This is a genomic window from Kineococcus vitellinus, from assembly GCF_009906315.1.
GTDB lineage: Bacteria > Actinomycetota > Actinomycetes > Actinomycetales > Kineococcaceae > Kineococcus > Kineococcus vitellinus.
In genome coordinates this window covers 1-16,316 of record NZ_JAAALL010000017.1, presented here as the reverse complement: position 1 = coordinate 16,316, position 16,316 = coordinate 1, and the positions used below count along the sequence as shown (strand labels likewise).

Genomic DNA, 16,316 nt, shown 5'->3' with positions numbered 1-16,316 from the left:
CGAGGACTCCCCCGCCACCACCACCGGGACGGGCGGCGCGAGCAGCACGGGCGGCGCCACCGGTGCGGGCGGCGGGCTGGTGGTGCGCGGCCTGGCCCTGGAGCTGGGCGGGCGCCGGCTGCTGGACGGGGTGGACCTGGACGTGCCCGCCGGGCGGGTCACCGGCCTGGCCGGCGAGAGCGGCTCGGGCAAGACGCTCACCGGGATGGCCGTGCTGGGGCTGCCGCCGCGCGGCGCGCGCCTGAGCGGGTCCATCCGCTACGGCGGGCGCGAGCTGGTCGGGCTGGGGACGCGCGCGCACAACGCGCTGCGCGGCAAGGAGCTGGCCATGGTCTTCCAGGACCCCACGGCCAGCCTGCACCCCATGCTCTCCATCGGCGGCCAGCTGACCGACCACGTGCGCCACCACCTGCGGCTCTCGCGCCGCCAGGCGCGCGAGCGCGCGCTGGAGGTGCTGGAGCAGGTGCGGGTGCCCTCGCCCGAGCAGGCGCTGCGCCGCTACCCGCACGAGTTCTCCGGCGGCCAGCTGCAGCGCATCGCCATCGCGATCGCCATCGCCTGCCGGCCGCGGGTGCTCGTGGCCGACGAGCCGACGACGGCGCTGGACGTGACCGTGCAGGCCGGGATCATGCGGCTGCTGCGGCAGCTGTGCGACGAGCTGGACCTCGCCGTCCTGCTCGTCACCCACGACCTGGCGGTGATGTCCTCGCTGGCCGACACGATCACGGTCATGCGCACCGGCGCGGTCGTCGAGCACGGCCCGCGCCACGACGTGATCCGCACCCCGCGCCACCCCTACACGCGCTCGCTCGTCGAGGCGCTGCCCGACCACACGAGGAGGCTGGACGGTGCCGGGTGAGCTGCTGCTGGAGGACGTGGTCGTCGAGCACGGCCGCGGCGCCCGCCGGGTGCGGGCCCTCGACGGCGTGAGCGTGCACGTGGCCGCCGGCGAGGTCGTCGGCCTCGTCGGCCCCTCCGGCTGCGGGAAGTCGACGCTGGCCAAGGTGGCGACCGGGCTGGTGCCGCTGACCTCCGGGCGCGCCGTCTTCGACGGCGTCCCGGTCGAGCGCAACGGGCTGCGCCGGCGCCCGCGGCCGCTGGTGCGGCTGCAGATGGTCTTCCAGAACCCGTACGCCTCGCTCAACCCGCGCCGCCGGGTGGGCTCGCAGCTGGAGGACGGGCGCGCGGTCCACCCCGGCACGGCGCCCGGCGTCGCCGAGCTGCTGGAGCAGGTGGGGCTGCCCGCGGACGCGGCCCGGCGCTTCCCGCACGAGTTCTCCGGCGGCCAGCGCCAGCGCGTCGCGATCGCGCGGGCGATGGCCACCGGCCCCGACCTGCTCATCGGTGACGAGCCGATCGCCTCCCTGGACGCCTCCCTGCAGGCCCAGGTCGCCACCCTGCTGCGGCGGGTGGCGCTCGCGTCGGGGGCCTCGCTGCTGTTCATCAGCCACGACCTGTCCGTCGTGCGGCTCGTGGCCGACCGCGTCGTGGTCATGGACAGCGGCCGCGTGGTGGAGGAGGGCCCCACCGAGCAGCTGTGGCGGCAGCCGCGCTCGCCCTTCACGCAGCGGCTGCTGGCGGCCGTGCCGGTCGCCGACGGGCTGGGCCGCATCCCGCAGGTCTGAGCACGGCGGGGCCCGCGGCGCGGACCCGCAGCGCGCGGCGGGAATGGACTGCCCCTAGGTTGCTGCTGCACCTTCAGGCGCGCCCACGGTGGGCGCCCACCCCCAGGAGGACACGCCCCATGCGTCGCAGGACCCTCGGCATCGCCAGCGCTCTCGCCCTCACCGGCCTCCTCGCCGCCTGCGGCGGCGACGACACCAGCACGGAGGGCTCCGGCTCCTCGGGCTCCTCGCAGGAGGCGCTGACCTTCGGCACCGAGGGCACCTACGCGCCCTTCAGCTACCACGACGAGAAGACCAACGAGCTCGTCGGCTACGACATCGACGTCGCCAAGGCCGTCGGCGAGCAGCTGGGCCGCGACGTGGAGTTCTCCGAGAACAACTGGGACTCCCTCTTCGCCGGGATGGAGGCGAAGCGCTACGACGGCATCGCCAACCAGGTGTCCATCACCGCCGAGCGCCAGGCCAAGTACGCCTTCTCCACCCCGTACACCGTCTCCACGGGTGTCGTGGTGACCCGCGCCGACGACACCTCGGTGACCTCGCTGGCCGACGTCGCGGGCAAGAAGTCCGCGCAGTCCACGACGAGCAACTGGGCGCAGACGGCCACCGAGGCCGGTGCGACCGTCGAGGGCGTCGAGGGCCTCACCCAGGCCGTCACCCTGCTCAAGCAGGGCCGCGTCGACGTGACGATCAACGACAACCTCGCCGTCCTGGACTACCTGAAGACCTCCGGCGACACCGGCATCAAGATCGCCACGACCACCCCGGACACCACCGAGCAGGGCTTCGTCTTCCGCAAGGACGAGGCGGAGACCGCCGAGCAGGTCAGCGGCGCCCTCGACGCGCTGCGCGCCGACGGCACCCTGGCGGAGATCTCCTCCAAGTGGTTCGGCCAGGACGTCTCCGGCCCGGCCGCCGGCTGAGCACGGCCGAGGACGAGGGGGCGGCGCGTGGACCAGGGCACCTGGCAGCTGGTGCTGGACTCGCTGGGCCCGCTGCTCAGCGGGACGGTGCGGGGCACGATCCCGCTGACGGCCGCCAGCTTCGCGCTCGGCCTGGTCCTCGCGCTCCTCGTCGCCCTCATGCGGCTGTCCAGCGTCGGCGTCCTGCGGGCGGTCGCCCGCTTCTACGTCTCGATCATCCGCGGGACGCCGCTGCTGGTGCAGCTCTTCCTCATCTACTACGCCCTGCCGGAGTTCGGGGCCACGTGGGACCCCTTCCCCAGCGCGGTCGTCGCCTTCAGCCTCAACGTCGGCGGCTACGCCTCGGAGGTCATCCGCTCGGCCATCCTCTCGGTGCCCCGGGGCCAGACCGAGGCCGCGCTGACGATCGGCATGGGCTACGCGACGACGATGCGCCGCATCGTGCTGCCGCAGGCCGCGCGGGTCGCGGTGCCGCCGCTGTCGAACACGCTCATCTCGCTGGTCAAGGACACCTCGCTGGCCTCGAGCATCCAGGTGGTCGAGCTGCTGCGGAAGGCCTCGGAGATCGCGGCGCCCACCTACGAGTTCTTCGCCCTCTACGGCGTCGCGGCGATCTACTACTGGGTCGTCTGCCTCGTGCTGTCCTTCGCCCAGACCCGCGCGGAGACGCGCCTGAACAAGCACGTGGCCAGGTGAGCGGGGTGAGCCGGGTGGACGAGCCGGAGGACGCGGACGGCGTGGGCGGGGTGGACGGCGCGGGCGGGCCGGGCGGCCGGGCGCTGCTGGAGGTCCGCGGGCTGCGCAAGTCCTTCGGGGACCACGAGGTCCTGCGCGGCATCGACGCGAGCGCGGCGTCCGGCACGGTCACCGTCCTCATCGGCCCCTCCGGCTCCGGCAAGACGACGGTGCTGCGCTCCCTCAACGCCCTGGAGGTGCCCGACGCGGGCACCGTGCGCATCGGCGACGTCGCCGTGGAGTTCTCCCCCGCGCTGCGCGGGCGGGCCCTGCAGCGGGCCGCGACCCGGCTGCGCGCCCAGAGCGGCATGGTCTTCCAGAGCCACAACCTCTTCCCGCACCTGAGCGTGCTGGCGAACGTCATGGAGGGCCCCGTCGTCGTGCAGGGCCGCCCGCGCGAGCAGGCGCGCGCGGAGGCGATGGTCCTGCTGGAGCGGGTCGGGCTGGCCGAGAAGGCCGGGCAGCACCCCTTCCAGCTCTCCGGCGGCCAGCAGCAGCGGGTGGGGATCGCCCGCGCCCTGGCGATCCGCCCGCAGATCGTGCTCTTCGACGAGCCCACCTCCGCCCTGGACCCCGAGCTGGTGGGCGAGGTGCTGGCGGTGATGAAGGACCTGGCCGACCAGGGCTGGACGATGGTCGTGGTCACCCACGAGATGCGCTTCGCGCGGCGCGTGGCCGACCGGGTGCTCTTCCTCGACGGTGGCGTCATCCTCGAGCAGGGCCCGCCGGCGGCCGTGCTGGAGGACCCGCGCGAGGAGCGCACCCGCCGCTTCCTGCGCCGCCTCGTCGACCCCATCTGAGGCGACCGTCCCGCCGACCGGTCCGCAGGGCGGTCGGCGGGGTCGCCGCCCGCTCAGACGGGGACGATCTCCGGGGCCTGCAGCCGCACGGCGTCGGCGGAGGCGTCGTCGGGCTGCTCCTGCGAGGCGCGCTCGGCGGCCACGCGCTCCAGGTAGGTCTTCACCTCGGTCGCGCGGCGCTCGGCGTCCCAGCCCAGCGCCTCGCCCACGAGGTCGGCCACGAGCTCGGCGCTCTCGGTGCCGCGGTCGTAGGTCTCGATGGAGATGCGGGTGCGGCGGGCCAGGACGTCGTCGAGGTGGCGGGCGCCCTCGTGGGTGGCCGCGTAGACGACCTCCACCTTGAGGTAGTCGTCGGCGTGCGGCAGCACCTGGCCGAGCGAGGGGTCGGCGGCGACGAGCGCGAGGACCTCGTCGATCGCCGAGCCGTAGCGGTTGAGCAGGTGCTCGACGTGGTCGACGTGGATGCCGGCCCTGGCCGCCAGCACGTGCCGCTGGTTCCACAGGGCGTGGTACCCCTCGGCGCCCACGAGCGGCACGTCCTCGGTGGTGGAGGCGGGGACCTTGCCGTCGAGGCCGTCGACGGCGACGTCGACGGCGTCCTTGGCCATGACGCGGTAGGTCGTGTACTTGCCGCCGGCGACGACGACGAGGCCGGGCACCGGGTGGCCGACGACGTGCTCGCGCGAGAGCTTGGAGGTGGACTCCGACTCCCCCGACAGCAGCGGGCGCAGCCCGGCGTAGACGCCCTCGACGTCCTCGCGGGTCAGCGGGGACTTCAGCACCGAGTTGGCGTGCTCGAGCACGTAGTCGATGTCGGCGCTCGTGGCGGCCGGGTGGGCCTTGTCCAGCTCCCACTCGGTGTCGGTGGTGCCGATGATCCAGTGCCGGCCCCACGGGATGATGAACAGGACCGACTTCTCGGTGCGCAGGATGACGCCGGTGCGCGACTGGATGCGGTCGCGCGGGACGACGAGGTGGATGCCCTTGGAGGCGCGCACCTTGAACTGCCCGCGGGCGTTCACCAGGGCCTGCGTCTCGTCGGTCCACACGCCGGTCGCGTTGATGACCTGCTTGGCGCGGACGCGGATCTCGGCGCCGGACTCCAGGTCGACCAGGACCGCCCCCACGACGCGCTCGCCCTCGCGCAGGAACTCCTTGACGCGGGTGCGGTTGGCCACGTGCGCGCCGTAGGTGGCGGCCGTGCGCGCGATCGTCATGGTGTGGCGGGCGTCGTCGACCTGCCCGTCGTAGTACTGGATGGCGCCGACCATGGCGTCCTTGCGGATGCCGGGGGCCTCGCGCTGCACGCCCTTGCGGCTGAGGTGGCGGTGCAGCGGGAACCCCTTGTTGTTGCCGCCGGAGATCGCCATGGCGTCGTAGAGGGCGACGCCGGAGCCGACGTAGGGGCGCTCGGTGAAGCGCTTGGAGAGCGGGTACAGGAACGGCACCGGCTTCACCAGGTGCGGGGCCAGCTTGTTGCGCAGCAGGCCGCGCTCGGACAGCGCCTCGTGCACGAGGGCGAAGTCGAGCATCTCCAGGTAGCGCAGGCCGCCGTGGACGAGCTTGCTGGAGCGGCTGGAGGTCCCCGACGCCCAGTCGCGCGCCTCCACCAGCGCGGTCCGCAGCCCGCGGGTCACCGCGTCCAGCGCCGCCCCCGTCCCGACGACACCGCCGCCGACGACGAGGACGTCGAGCTCACCTTCCGCCATCTCGCGCAGCGCGTCCGCCCGTGCCTGCGACGACAGTGCCTTGATCTCCACGTCCTGCTCCTCAGCCGTCTTCGTGTTCCGTGCTCGTGCCGGTCGGACCAGCCGGTGTGTCCGACCATGGTGCGCGCCGGGCGCGCGCTGCGCGCGCCCGGCGTGCTCGTGGCGCTGCGGGGGGCGTCAGTCGACGTCCACCCAGTCCAGGGTCCGCTGGACGGCCTTCTTCCAGCCCGCGTACCCGTCGGCGCGCTGGGTCTCGTCCCAGGTGGGCTCCCAGCGCGCGCCCTCGTTCCAGTTCTCGCGCAGCTCGTCGATGTTCTGCCAGAACCCGACGGCCAGGCCCGCGGCGTACGCGGCGCCCAGCGCGGTGGTCTCGGCGACGACCGGCTTGGAGACCGGGACGCCGAGGACGTCGGCCTGCAGCTGCATGCACAGCTGGTTGGCGGTGATGCCGCCGTCGACCTTGAGGACCTCGACCTGGACGCCGGAGTCCTCCGTCATCGCCTCGGTGACGTCGCGGCTCTGGTAGCAGATCGACTCCAGCGTCGCCCGGGCGATGTGGGCGTTGGTGTTGTAGCGCGAGAGCCCGACGATCGCGCCGCGCGCGTCGGAACGCCAGTAGGGCGCGAACAGCCCCGAGAACGCCGGCACGAAGTAGCAGCCGCCGGAGTCGGACACCTGGCGGGCCAGCGACTCCGACTCCGCCGCGCCGGAGATGATGCCCAGCTGGTCGCGCAGCCACTGCACGGCCGAGCCGGTGACGGCGATCGAGCCCTCGAGGGCGTAGACGGGCTTGTCGTCGTTGAACTGGTAGCAGACCGTCGTCAGCAGCCCGGCCTTGGAGCGCACCAGCTCGGTACCGGTGTTCAGCAGCATGAAGTTGCCGGTGCCGTAGGTGTTCTTGGCCATGCCCGGGTCGAAGCAGACCTGGCCGACCATGGCGGACTGCTGGTCGCCGAGGATGCCGGTCAGCGGGACCTCCCCGCCCAGCGGGCCGTCGGCGCGGGTGGTGCCGTACCCGGGCGTGCACGAGGAGGGCTTGATCTCCGGCAGCATCGAGCGCGGGATGCCGAAGATCTCCAGCAGCTCCTCGTCCCAGTCCAGCGTCTCCAGGTCCATGAGCATGGTGCGGCTGGCGTTGGTGACGTCGGTGACGTGGACACCGCCCTGCACCCCGCCGGTGAGGTGCCAGATGAGCCAGGAGTCGGTGTTGCCGAAGACGGCGTCACCGCGCTCGGCGGCCTCGCGCACGCCGGGGACGTTCTCCAGGATCCACTGCACCTTGCCGCCGGAGAAGTACGTCGCCGGCGGCAGGCCGGTCCGCTGGCGGATCTTCTGCCCGCGCTCGTCGCGGTCCAGGGCCGCGGCCAGGCGGTCGGTGCGGGTGTCCTGCCAGACGATCGCGTTGTAGTACGGGCGCCCGGTGCGGCGGTTCCACACCACGGCGGTCTCGCGCTGGTTGGTGATGCCCAGGGCCGCGAGGTCCTCCGCCACGAGGTTGGCCTGGCGCAGGCCGCTCTGGATGACGGAGCTGGTGCGCTCCCAGATCTCGATCGGGTCGTGCTCCACCCAGCCCGGCTTGGGCATGATCTGGGTGTGCTCCAGCTGGTACTTGGCGACCTCGTTGCCGCCGTGGTCGAAGACCATGAACCGGGTCGACGTGGTGCCCTGGTCGACCGCTCCGACGTACTGGGGACCGTTTCCGTTCGACATGCTGTGCGCCTCTCTGCTTCGGGAACGTCGGTGGTCAGTCGTCCTCGGACGGCACGCGGCCGGCCGGCTGCTCGTCCTGGTCCTCGTCGGGCAGGTGCCGCTCCACGAGCACGCGGTAGAGCGCGCCGCCGATGAGGGCGCCCAGCACGGGCGCCACGATCGGCACCCAGAAGTAGAAGGCGCCGCCGACCGGCTCGCGCATCGCGCTGGAGTAGCCGGTGACGAAGCTCGCCACCCGGGGGCCGAAGTCGCGGGCGGGGTTGATGGCGTACCCGGCGTTGCTGCCCCACGCCATGCCGATGCCGACGACGACGAGGCCGATGATGAAGGGGGCCAGGTTGGCCGCCGGCGGGGTGGCCCGCAGCTCGGTGATGGCGAAGATGAGGAAGACGAGGATCGCGGTGCCCACGACCTGGTCGAGGAACGCGGTGCCGATGCTCACGCCCTCGCCGGGCAGCGTCGAGAAGATGCCCTGGGTGGCCGACGTCGTGTCCGGGTCGACCGTGGCGATGGCGTCGGCGTAGGTCCAGCGGACGATGAGCGCGGCGACGAAGGCGCCGAGGAACTGGGCGATCGAGTAGGGCAGGACCTTCTTCCAGGCGAAGCCCTTGAAGACGGCCAGCGCGATGGTGACGGCCGGGTTCAGGTGGGCGCCGGTGGTGCGGCCCGCCACGTAGATGCCGAAGGTGACGCCGAGGCCCCAGGCCCAGTGGATGGAGTCGTCACCGCCGTTCTGACCGGCGACGACCTGGGCGACGACGCCCACGCCGAAGAGGATGAGGATCGCGGTGCCGGCGAACTCGGCGAGCATCTCGCCGGCCAGGGTGGGGGTCCGGCGAACCGCAGGCCGCGGTGGCGCGGACGTCGCGGAACTGCTGGAGGACATGCAGAACTCCTCGTTGAGTCGGTGGAACGGCTCGGGTGCCGCGTGGGGGAACGTAGGAGGGGCCCGCAGCCGCGTCAACGCCGTGCGTTCGACCATGTCGAACGATCGCGGGACGGGCACCGCCGGGCGCTCAAGGTCGCCACCCGTTCGGCCGATCCAGGAGCCGTGACCGGCTGAGCACCGCCCGCCCACCGGCGTCCAGCAGCCGCTCCAGCGCCGGGGCGGGGGTGGGCCGGACGTGCACTTCCAGCGCGTCGTCGACCTGCGCACGGGCCGGACCGCCGGCCTGGAGGCGCTGGCCCGGGGCCCCGAGGGCAGCGACCTGGCCCTGCCGCGCCCGCTGTTCGAGGCCGCCCGCTCCCTGGGGCGCACCGGCGACCTCGACGCCGCCTGCCGCCGCACCGCGCTGGGCGCCGCCGCCCGGCACGGGCTCGGCGCCGCCTGGACCCTCTTCCTCAACTGCGCCCCCGACACCGTCGCCCTGGAGGCCGGCGCCACCGCGGCGGGCCGGGCGCCGGCCGGCGCCACCGTCGTCCTCGACCTGCCCGAGCAGTTGCTCGTGCGCCGCCCCGTGCACGCCCTGCGCCTGGCCGCGCAGGCCCGCCACCGCGGCTGGGGCGTCGCGCTCGACGACGTCGGCGCCGACCCGGCCGCGCTCGCGCTGCTGCCGCTGGTGCGCCCCGACGTCGTCAAGGTGGACCTGCGGCTGCTGCCGGCCGCCGGTGCCCGCCTGGCCGCCGTCGCCGCCGCGCTCGCCGAGCCCGCCGCCGGACCCGCTGTCGAGCCCGCCGCCGAGCCCGCCGCCGAGGAGGCAGCCGAGCCCGCCGCCGGGCCCGCCGCGGAGCCGGTCGCGGCGCTCGACGCGGCGCTCGGCGACGCCCTGGCCCAGGACCGCCGCTGCGGCACCGGCACCGGGCTGCTGCTCGTCTCCCTCGACGCGCGGGCCGGCGCCAGCGCCGACCCGGCGGCCGTGGTCCGCCGCGCGCGCCGCGCCGCCCGCTCGCGCGACCGCTGGTTCCCGCTGGCCGCCGACCGCTTCGCGGTGCTGCTGACCGGGCTGCCCGCGGGCGGCTGCGAGGCCGTCGTCGAGCGGGTGGCCGACGCGCTGCTGCTGGCGGTGGAGTCCTCGCCCTCCACCGCTCCCGAGCTCGGCGTCCGGCTGAGCATCGGCGCGAGCCTGGCGCCCGACCGGGCCCGCAGCGCGGAGCAGGCCCGCGAGCAGGCGGGCGCCGCCCTCGAGGCGGCCCGCCGCGCGGGTGGCCACTGCGCGCGCATCTGGCCCGTCTGACAAGCTCGGCACTGGAAGGTCCGAGTACCGGAAAGCGCCTGCACGGTCGCGGCGCCGTCAGGAACGGTGAGGATGTCGGGGTACTTCGCGCTGCTGCGCGATCCGCTGGTGGCACGTCCCTTCGTCGCATCGGTGGTGGCGCGCGTCCCCATCGCGACGGCCCCGCTGGGCCTGGTCCTGCTCGTGCGCGAGCTGCGGGACTCCTACGCGCTGGCGGGGCTGGTCACCGGGGTCTTCGCCGTCGGGCTGGCGATCGGCTCGCCCGTGTGGGGCCGGGCGATGGACCGGCGCGGGCAGCCGCGGGTGCTGCTGCCGATCGCCGCCCTCAGCGGCGCCCTGCTGCTGCTGCTCACCGGGGCGACGGCCTGGCGGGCGGTGCCGGCGGCGGTGCTGCCCGTGCTGGCGCTCGTGGCCGGCCTGTTCTTCCCCCCGCTGTCCCCGGCGATGCGCGCCACCTGGCGGGTGGTGGTCACCGACGAGCGCCGGCGCCGGCGCGGCTACGCCCTGGACGCGGTCGCCGTCGAGTCGATCTTCGTCGGCGGTCCGCTGCTGCTGTCGGCCCTGCTGCTGCTGCACGTGCCGGTGCTGCCGCTGCTGGTCACCGTCCTGCTGCTCGTGGGCGGCACGGTGGCCTACGCGCGCACGCCCGGAGCCCGGCGCGGCTCCGGACCGGCCGCCCGCGCGGGCACGGCCGGCGGCGCGTCGGCGCTGCTGCACTCCCCGGCCTTCGTGCTGCTGCTGGTGGTCATGGCCGCCATGAGCATCGGCTTCGGCATCGTCGACGTGTCCCTGGCGGGGCTGGCCGAGCACCTCATCGGCTCGGCCAACGACCTCGGCGTGATGTTCGCCCCCATCGCCGGCGGCAGCGCGGTCGGCGGGCTGGTCTACGGCAGCCGCGACTGGCGCGCCCCCGACCGGCGCCGGCTGCTGGTCACGCTCACCGCCTTCGGCCTGCTGCTCGTCGTCGTCGCCCTGCTCGCCGGTGCGGACGCGCCGCTGCTCGCGCTGGTGCCGGTGCTCTTCCTCACCGGCCTGACCATCTCGCCCAACCTCATCGCCGCGCAGAGCCTGGTCGACCAGCTGACCCCCGCGCACCGCCTGGGCGAGGCGCAGGCGTGGCTGTCGACCGCGATCACCGCGGGCTCGGCCGTCGGCAACGCCGTCGCCGGCGGCGTGCTCGACGTCGCCGGTCCCCGCGCGGCGCTGTCGCTGGCCGCGGCCGCGGTGCTGGTCGCGGCGCTCGGCACGCTGGTCGCGCAGCGGACCTGGAACCCCGCCCGGGCGGTGGTGGGCGAGGTGGTGGACCGCGTTCCGTAGGCTCGCCCCTCGTGACGAGCACCTCCAGCACCGCACCGCAGAGCACGCGCCGACCCACCGCCCTCGTGACCGGGGCGACCGCCGGCCTGGGAGCGGGGTTCGCGACCTCCCTGGCCCGGCGCGGGCACGACCTGGTGATCGTGGCCCGCGACGCCGAGCGGCTGGAGCGCACCGCCGCGCAGCTGCGCGCCGCGCACGGCGTGCAGGTCGAGGTGCTCGTGGCCGACCTCGCCGACCGGGCGGCGGTCGCGCGGGTGGCCGACCGGGTCGCCGACGCGGACCGGCCCGTCGACGTGCTGGTCAACAACGCCGGCTTCGGCCTCAAGCAGCGCTTCCGCGACGGCGACCTGGCCGACCACGAGCGGATGTTCGACGTGCTGTGCCGCGCGGTGCTGGTCCTGTCGCGGGCCGCGGCGGGGGCGATGGTGGCCCGCGGGCGCGGTCACGTGCTCAACGTCGGCTCGGTGGCGGGGATGGTGCCCGGCGGCGGGCACTACTCGGCGGCCAAGGCCTACGTCATCGTCCTGACCGAGACCCTCGCCGGCGAGCTGCGCGGCACCGGTGTCGGCGCGACCGTCGTCGCGCCCGGCTACGTGCGCACGGAGTTCCACTCCCGCTCGGGGATGCGCTCGGGCGGCAGCTCGGGGCTGTCGAGCCGCGTCTGGCTGGACATCGACGAGGTCGTCGACGCGGCGCTGGACGACATGTTCGCCGGGCGCCCCGTCAGCGTGCCCACCCGGCGCTGGAAGGCGGTCTCGGCGCTGCTGGACGTGGCCCCGCGGCGCCTGGTGAGCGCCGTGTGGAACGCCGCGCCCTCCGGGGCCCGGCGCCGCCACCCCGGCACCGGAGGCTGAACCCGCGTTCTAGAACACTCAGCGTAGTCATGGCGTAACTTGGAGGAGTGAACACTGCCACCTCGGCAGGAACCACCGAGGTGGCTCCTCAGCAGGCCGAACGCGCCCGGCTGCTCGCGCTGCGCGACTACGTCGACGTCTCCGCGCCCCCGCCGCACGAGCTGCAGGCGGTGGTGCGGCTGGCCACCCGGCTGACGGGGCTGTCCAACGCCGTCGTCAACATCATCGACGAGCACCTGCAGCGCCAGCTGGCCAGCGAGGGCTTCGACCGGGCCGACTGCGCCCGCGAGGACTCCATGTGCACGTACTCCGTCGCCGTGCGCGGGGCGGTGCACACCACCGACGCCCGCCGCGACGTCCGCTTCGCCGCCAACCCCTGGGTCGACGGCCGCATGGGGCGGGTGCGCGCCTACGCCGCCGCACCGCTGCTGACCCCCGACGGCCACGCGCTCGGCACGCTGTGCGTCTTCGACCCCGAGACCGGTGAGCTCGACGAGGCCCAGCGCGCCGACCTCGCCGACCTCGCCGGCCTCGTCGTCGCCATCTTCGACCGCGAGCGCCGCGCCCGCCGCGACACCGCCCGCGAGGAGCAGCTGCACCGGGCCCGCCAGGCCGCCGACCTGGCCCGCTCCCTGCAGCAGGCGCTGCTGCCGCACCGGCTGCCGCAGACGGAGGCGGTGCGCCTGGTCTCGCGCTACCTGCCCGGCACCCACGGCGCCGACGTCGGCGGCGACTTCTTCGACGCCGTCGTCACCGACCGCGCCACCGTGCTCGTCATGGGCGACGTGCAGGGCCACAACAGCAGCGCCGCGGCCCTCATGGGGCGCGTGCGCACCGCGGTGCGCGCCTACGTCAGCGAGGGCCACGAGCCGGCGGCCGTGCTGGAGCGCACCAACCGCCTCATGCAGAGCTTCGACGGGGAGCTGTTCGCCACCTGCTGCCTGCTCGCCCTCGACGAGGGGACCGGCGAGCTCGTCCTCGCCGTGCGGCCACTCCACGACCCCGTCGGTGTGCAGCAGCAGCCGCGCGGCGAGGACGAGGACGGCGGTGACGTCGGCGAGGACGCGCTGGAGCGGACCCTGCTGCAGCACGCGGGCGCGCCCGCCGACGTCGTCGCCGACGCCGTCCTCGACCCCGCCAGGCGCCAGGGCTCCGACGACGCCGCCCTGCTCGTCGTCGACTACGCCGGACCGCTGCCGGGCACCCGCGAGACGCGCCTGCAGCTGCCCAGCGACGCGCGGGCCGTGCGCGCCGCGCGCGAGCACCTGCGCGACACGCTGGGCGCCTGGGACCTGGACGAGACGGTCGACGCGGCCGAGCTCGTCGTCTCCGAGCTCGTCACCAACGCCCTCGTCCACACCGGCTGCCCCGCCGCGCTGACGCTGCGGCACGAGGTCGGCGAGTCGCTGCTGTGCGTCGGGGTGGAGGACCTGTCCACCCAGCACCCGCGCCCGCGGGAGTCCGGCGAGGAGGCCACCGGCGGGCGCGGGATGCACATCGTCGAGCTCATCGCGCAGCGCTGGTGGGTCGCACCGCGCGGCGACGGCAAGACGGTGTGGGCCGACCTGCTCGTGGGCTGAGCGGTCCCCCGCCCCGCCCGCGACCGGTCGGCCCGGCGTCCGGGCGGGTCAGTCGACGATCGCGCCCGGGTTGAGGTTGCGGCCCGGGTCGACGCCGGAGAAGAGCGCCCCGACGATCTCGGCGCCCGCCGGCGACAGGTCCTCGGAGACCCAGCGCTTGTGCTCGCGACCCACGGCGTGGTGGTGCGAGAGCGTGCCCCCGTTGTCGATGAACGCCTGCTGGATGGCGCCCTTGACGAGGTCGTAGGCCTCCAGGCCGTCGCGGTCGGTCGGCGGCTGGAAGGCGAAGGTGAAGTACTGGCACGCACCGGAGTGGTAGCTGTGCGAGAGGTGGCAGAACACGAATCCCTTGATGCCGATCTCCGCGAACGCCTTCTGCGCGGCGGCCACCACCTCGTCGTGCAGCGACTCCAGCACCGCCCACGACGAGGAGGTCTCGGAGACGTCGCCGTAGGCGCCGCGGTCCAGGATGAAGTCGCGGATGTAGGGGGTGTCGAACTTCTTCTGGTCGTACAGCGTGCCCGGCCCGCTGCCGACGCCGAAGCCGCCGTGCTTCTTGACGATCTCGCCCACGAGCTGCTTGTTGCGGCGCACGCCGAGCGCGGAGCCCTCGAAGCCGATGAACGACAGGCACATCTTCGACAGGTCGATGCCCTTGCGCCGGCTGGCGTACAGCTGCACGCCCTTGTTGAGCAGCTGTGAGAGCGCGCTGCCCTTCTTGGAGGTCGCCAGGGTGAACTGGGTCTCCATCGCGTCCGAGACGCGGCTGATGGACGGGGAGGCGTCGGAGGCGGCGATGTCGTGCATCGCGGCCAGGCCGCTGGCGTAGTCGGGGAAGAAGTACGCCTGGATGGTGCGCTCCTCGGCCAGGCGGTGCACCTGCACCGTGGCCTCGGTGATGACGCCCAGGCGCCCCTCGCTGCCCAGCACCATCTCGCGCACGCTGGGGCCGGCGGACTGCACCGGCACCCGGGCGGTGGCCACGAGCCCCTTGGGCGTCACCACGCGCACCGCGCGGGTGATGTCGGCGATGTCGCCGAAGCGGTCGGACTGCATGCCCGAGGAGCGGGTGGCGATCCAGCCGCCCAGCGTCGAGTGCTTGAAGCTGTCCGGGAAGTGCCCGATCGTCCAGCCCCGCGCGTTCAGCTGCGCCTCCAGGTCCGGGCCGAGGGCGCCGGCCTGGATGCGCGCGGTCTGCGAGGTCTCGTCCAGCTCCAGCAGCAGGCGCATGCGGCCCACGTCCAGCGAGAGCACCGGGCGGGTCTCCTCGCGGGGGGCCTCCAGGCTGCCGACGATGTTGGAGCCGCCGCCGAAGGGGATGAGCACCGCGTCGGCCTCCAGCGCGATGCGCAGCGCGGCCTCCACCTCGGCCTCGGTGCCCGGGTAGAGCACCAGGTCCGGCAGGCGGCCGAAGTCGCCGCGGCGGATGCGCACGAGGTCGCGCATGGACTTGCCGTAGGTGTGCACGACGCGGTCCAGGTCGTCGTCGCGCACGTGCTCGGCGCCCAGCGCCTCCACCAGGGCGGCGCGCAGCTGCTCCGGCGCCCGCGCGGCGGGGACGGTGAGCTCGGACAGCTCGGGCACGCGCACGGGCGGGGCGTTGAAGTCGATGCCCGCCATCTTGAACGCGAACGGCGCGAGGTTGGGCTTGTCCTCGTGGTGGAACGCGACGCCCTCCTGGCCCCAGCCCCACCACTTCATGTGCTCGACCACTACGACTCCTGCACTCCCGCTGTCCCGACCGGTCCCCGGGAGCCTACGCGCCACCTCCGACGCGCGAGGCCAGGAACCGCACGGCGAGCTCGTAGCCGTCCACCCCGAGGCCCGCGACCACCCCCGTCGCGACGGGGGTGATGAAGGAGTGCCGGCGGAAGTCCTCGCGCGCGTGGACGTTCGACAGGTGCACCTCGACCAGGCCCGCGGTCAGCTCCGCGCAGGCGTCGCGCAGCGCCACCGAGGTGTGCGTCCACCCCGCGGGGTTGAGGACGACCGGCAGGCGCGCGTCGGCCGCCTCGTGGACCCAGCCGAGCATCTCGTGCTCGGCGTCGGTCTGGCGCAGCTCGACCTGCACGCCCAGCTGCGCGGCCAGGGCCTGCAGGCGCGCGTCGACGTCGGCCAGCGTCGTCGTCCCGTACACCTCGGGCTGGCGCTTGCCGAGGCGTCCGAGGTTGGGGCCGTTGAGCACGAGGACCTTCACCCGCCCGACGCTAGCGGCCACCGCGGCCGCGTGTCGGAGGGCGGTGCCACGGTGCGCTCCGTGACGCAGCCGCAGACGCCGCCGCAGACGCCGCCCGAGGCGCAGCCCTTCCGCTGCTTCGGCACCGGCGACCCGCTCTACGAGCGCTACCACGACACCGAGTGGGGCCGGCCGGTGCACGGCGACGCGGCGCTGTACGAGCGCCTGAGCCTGGAGGCGTTCCAGTCCGGGCTGAGCTGGATCACGGTCCTGCGCCGGCGCGAGGGCTTCCGCAGCGCCTTCGCCGGCTTCGACCCGCACGTGGTGGCCCGCTACGGCGAGGCCGACGTCGAGCGGCTGCTCGCCGACCCGGGCATCGTGCGCAACCGCCGCAAGGTGGAGGCCACGATCGCCAACGCCCGCGCCGTGGTCGCGATGGCCGGGCGCGGCGAGGGCCTGTCCGAGCTCGTGTGGTCCTTCGCCCCCGACCCGCCGCCGCCGGCCCCGCGCACCCCCGCCGACGTGCCGGCGCTCACGCCGGCCTCGACGGCCCTGTCGAAGGCGCTCAAGGCCGCGGGCCTGCGCTTCACCGGCCCCACCACCGCCTACGCCGCCATGCAGGCGTGCGGGCTGGTCGACGACCACCTCGCCCGCTGCCCCGCCCGCCGCGCGCCCCTCGACCCGGCGGCCGCCGGGTCGAGGGCGGCCGCGAC

The 16,316-nt window shown here is 74.5% G+C and carries 15 protein-coding genes; 10 read left to right on the top strand and 5 right to left on the bottom strand.

Features of this window, described 5'->3' with window-relative positions:
* Positions 1-76 precede the first annotated feature (76 nt).
* The 5 genes from GTQ99_RS03175 (at position 77) to GTQ99_RS03160 (ending at position 4,083) form a co-directional block, all read left to right on the top strand.
* Entirely contained in the window at positions 77-859 is a 783-nt protein-coding gene (locus tag GTQ99_RS03175; RefSeq protein WP_166614299.1) for an ABC transporter ATP-binding protein, read from the top strand.
* The gene (locus tag GTQ99_RS03170; protein WP_166614287.1) at positions 849-1,625 is read left to right on the top strand and encodes an ATP-binding cassette domain-containing protein; all 777 of its coding nucleotides are present in this window, start codon (positions 849-851) and stop codon (positions 1,623-1,625) included. The genes GTQ99_RS03175 and GTQ99_RS03170 overlap by 11 nt, the downstream gene beginning before the upstream one ends.
* Before the next feature lie 119 nt (positions 1,626-1,744).
* Positions 1,745-2,548: an amino acid ABC transporter substrate-binding protein gene (locus GTQ99_RS24230; protein WP_205706692.1), complete on the top strand. Its 804-nt coding sequence runs from the start codon at positions 1,745-1,747 to the stop codon at positions 2,546-2,548.
* A 27-nt stretch (positions 2,549-2,575) separates the two neighbouring features.
* Complete coding sequence (locus GTQ99_RS24225; protein ID WP_338074683.1) at positions 2,576-3,244, top strand: amino acid ABC transporter permease; 669 nt, start codon at positions 2,576-2,578, stop codon at positions 3,242-3,244.
* 50 nt (positions 3,245-3,294) lie between these two features.
* Complete coding sequence (locus GTQ99_RS03160) at positions 3,295-4,083, top strand: amino acid ABC transporter ATP-binding protein (RefSeq protein ID WP_420814504.1); 789 nt, start codon at positions 3,295-3,297, stop codon at positions 4,081-4,083.
* Between the two features lie 53 nt (positions 4,084-4,136).
* Here GTQ99_RS03160 and GTQ99_RS03155 read toward each other — a convergent pair whose 3' ends face one another.
* From GTQ99_RS03155 to GTQ99_RS03145, 3 genes are all read right to left on the bottom strand, one after another.
* Positions 4,137-5,792 carry a glycerol-3-phosphate dehydrogenase/oxidase gene (locus GTQ99_RS03155; RefSeq protein ID WP_166614297.1) on the bottom strand — a complete coding sequence of 552 codons (1,656 nt, stop codon included), beginning with the start codon at positions 5,790-5,792 and terminating at the stop codon, positions 4,137-4,139.
* A 177-nt stretch (positions 5,793-5,969) separates the two neighbouring features.
* On the bottom strand, positions 5,970-7,502 hold the full coding sequence (gene glpK / locus GTQ99_RS03150; RefSeq protein ID WP_166614286.1) for a glycerol kinase GlpK: 1,533 nt from the start codon (positions 7,500-7,502) through the stop codon (positions 5,970-5,972).
* Positions 7,503-7,536: 34 nt separating this feature from the next.
* A complete protein-coding gene (locus GTQ99_RS03145; protein ID WP_166614285.1) occupies positions 7,537-8,388 on the bottom strand; it encodes an MIP/aquaporin family protein in 852 nt (283 codons plus the stop codon).
* A 238-nt stretch (positions 8,389-8,626) separates the two neighbouring features.
* On the opposite strand from GTQ99_RS03145, the gene GTQ99_RS26570 reads away from it, so the two are divergent.
* From GTQ99_RS26570 to GTQ99_RS03125, 4 genes are all read left to right on the top strand, one after another.
* A complete protein-coding gene (locus tag GTQ99_RS26570; protein ID WP_166614284.1) occupies positions 8,627-9,676 on the top strand; it encodes an EAL domain-containing protein in 1,050 nt (349 codons plus the stop codon).
* Positions 9,677-9,748: 72 nt separating this feature from the next.
* Entirely contained in the window at positions 9,749-10,993 is a 1,245-nt protein-coding gene (locus GTQ99_RS03135; protein WP_166614283.1) for an MFS transporter, read from the top strand.
* Between the two features lie 11 nt (positions 10,994-11,004).
* Complete coding sequence (locus tag GTQ99_RS03130; RefSeq protein WP_166614282.1) at positions 11,005-11,847, top strand: SDR family NAD(P)-dependent oxidoreductase; 843 nt, start codon at positions 11,005-11,007, stop codon at positions 11,845-11,847.
* 80 nt (positions 11,848-11,927) lie between these two features.
* Positions 11,928-13,427 (top strand): SpoIIE family protein phosphatase, encoded by a 1,500-nt coding sequence (locus GTQ99_RS03125; RefSeq protein WP_166614281.1) that lies wholly within the window; start codon positions 11,928-11,930, stop codon positions 13,425-13,427.
* A gap of 48 nt (positions 13,428-13,475) precedes the next feature.
* Here the strand turns inward: GTQ99_RS03125 and GTQ99_RS03120 are convergent, their stop codons facing one another.
* Entirely contained in the window at positions 13,476-15,140 is a 1,665-nt protein-coding gene (locus tag GTQ99_RS03120) for an FAD-binding protein (RefSeq protein WP_166614280.1), read from the bottom strand.
* A gap of 43 nt (positions 15,141-15,183) precedes the next feature.
* A complete protein-coding gene (aroQ, locus tag GTQ99_RS03115) occupies positions 15,184-15,624 on the bottom strand; it encodes a type II 3-dehydroquinate dehydratase (RefSeq protein ID WP_166614279.1) in 441 nt (146 codons plus the stop codon).
* A 60-nt stretch (positions 15,625-15,684) separates the two neighbouring features.
* Here aroQ and GTQ99_RS03110 point away from each other — a divergent pair.
* Positions 15,685-16,316, top strand: a 632-nt coding sequence (locus GTQ99_RS03110; protein ID WP_338074681.1) for a DNA-3-methyladenine glycosylase I, incomplete at its 3' end; no start/stop codon positions are given.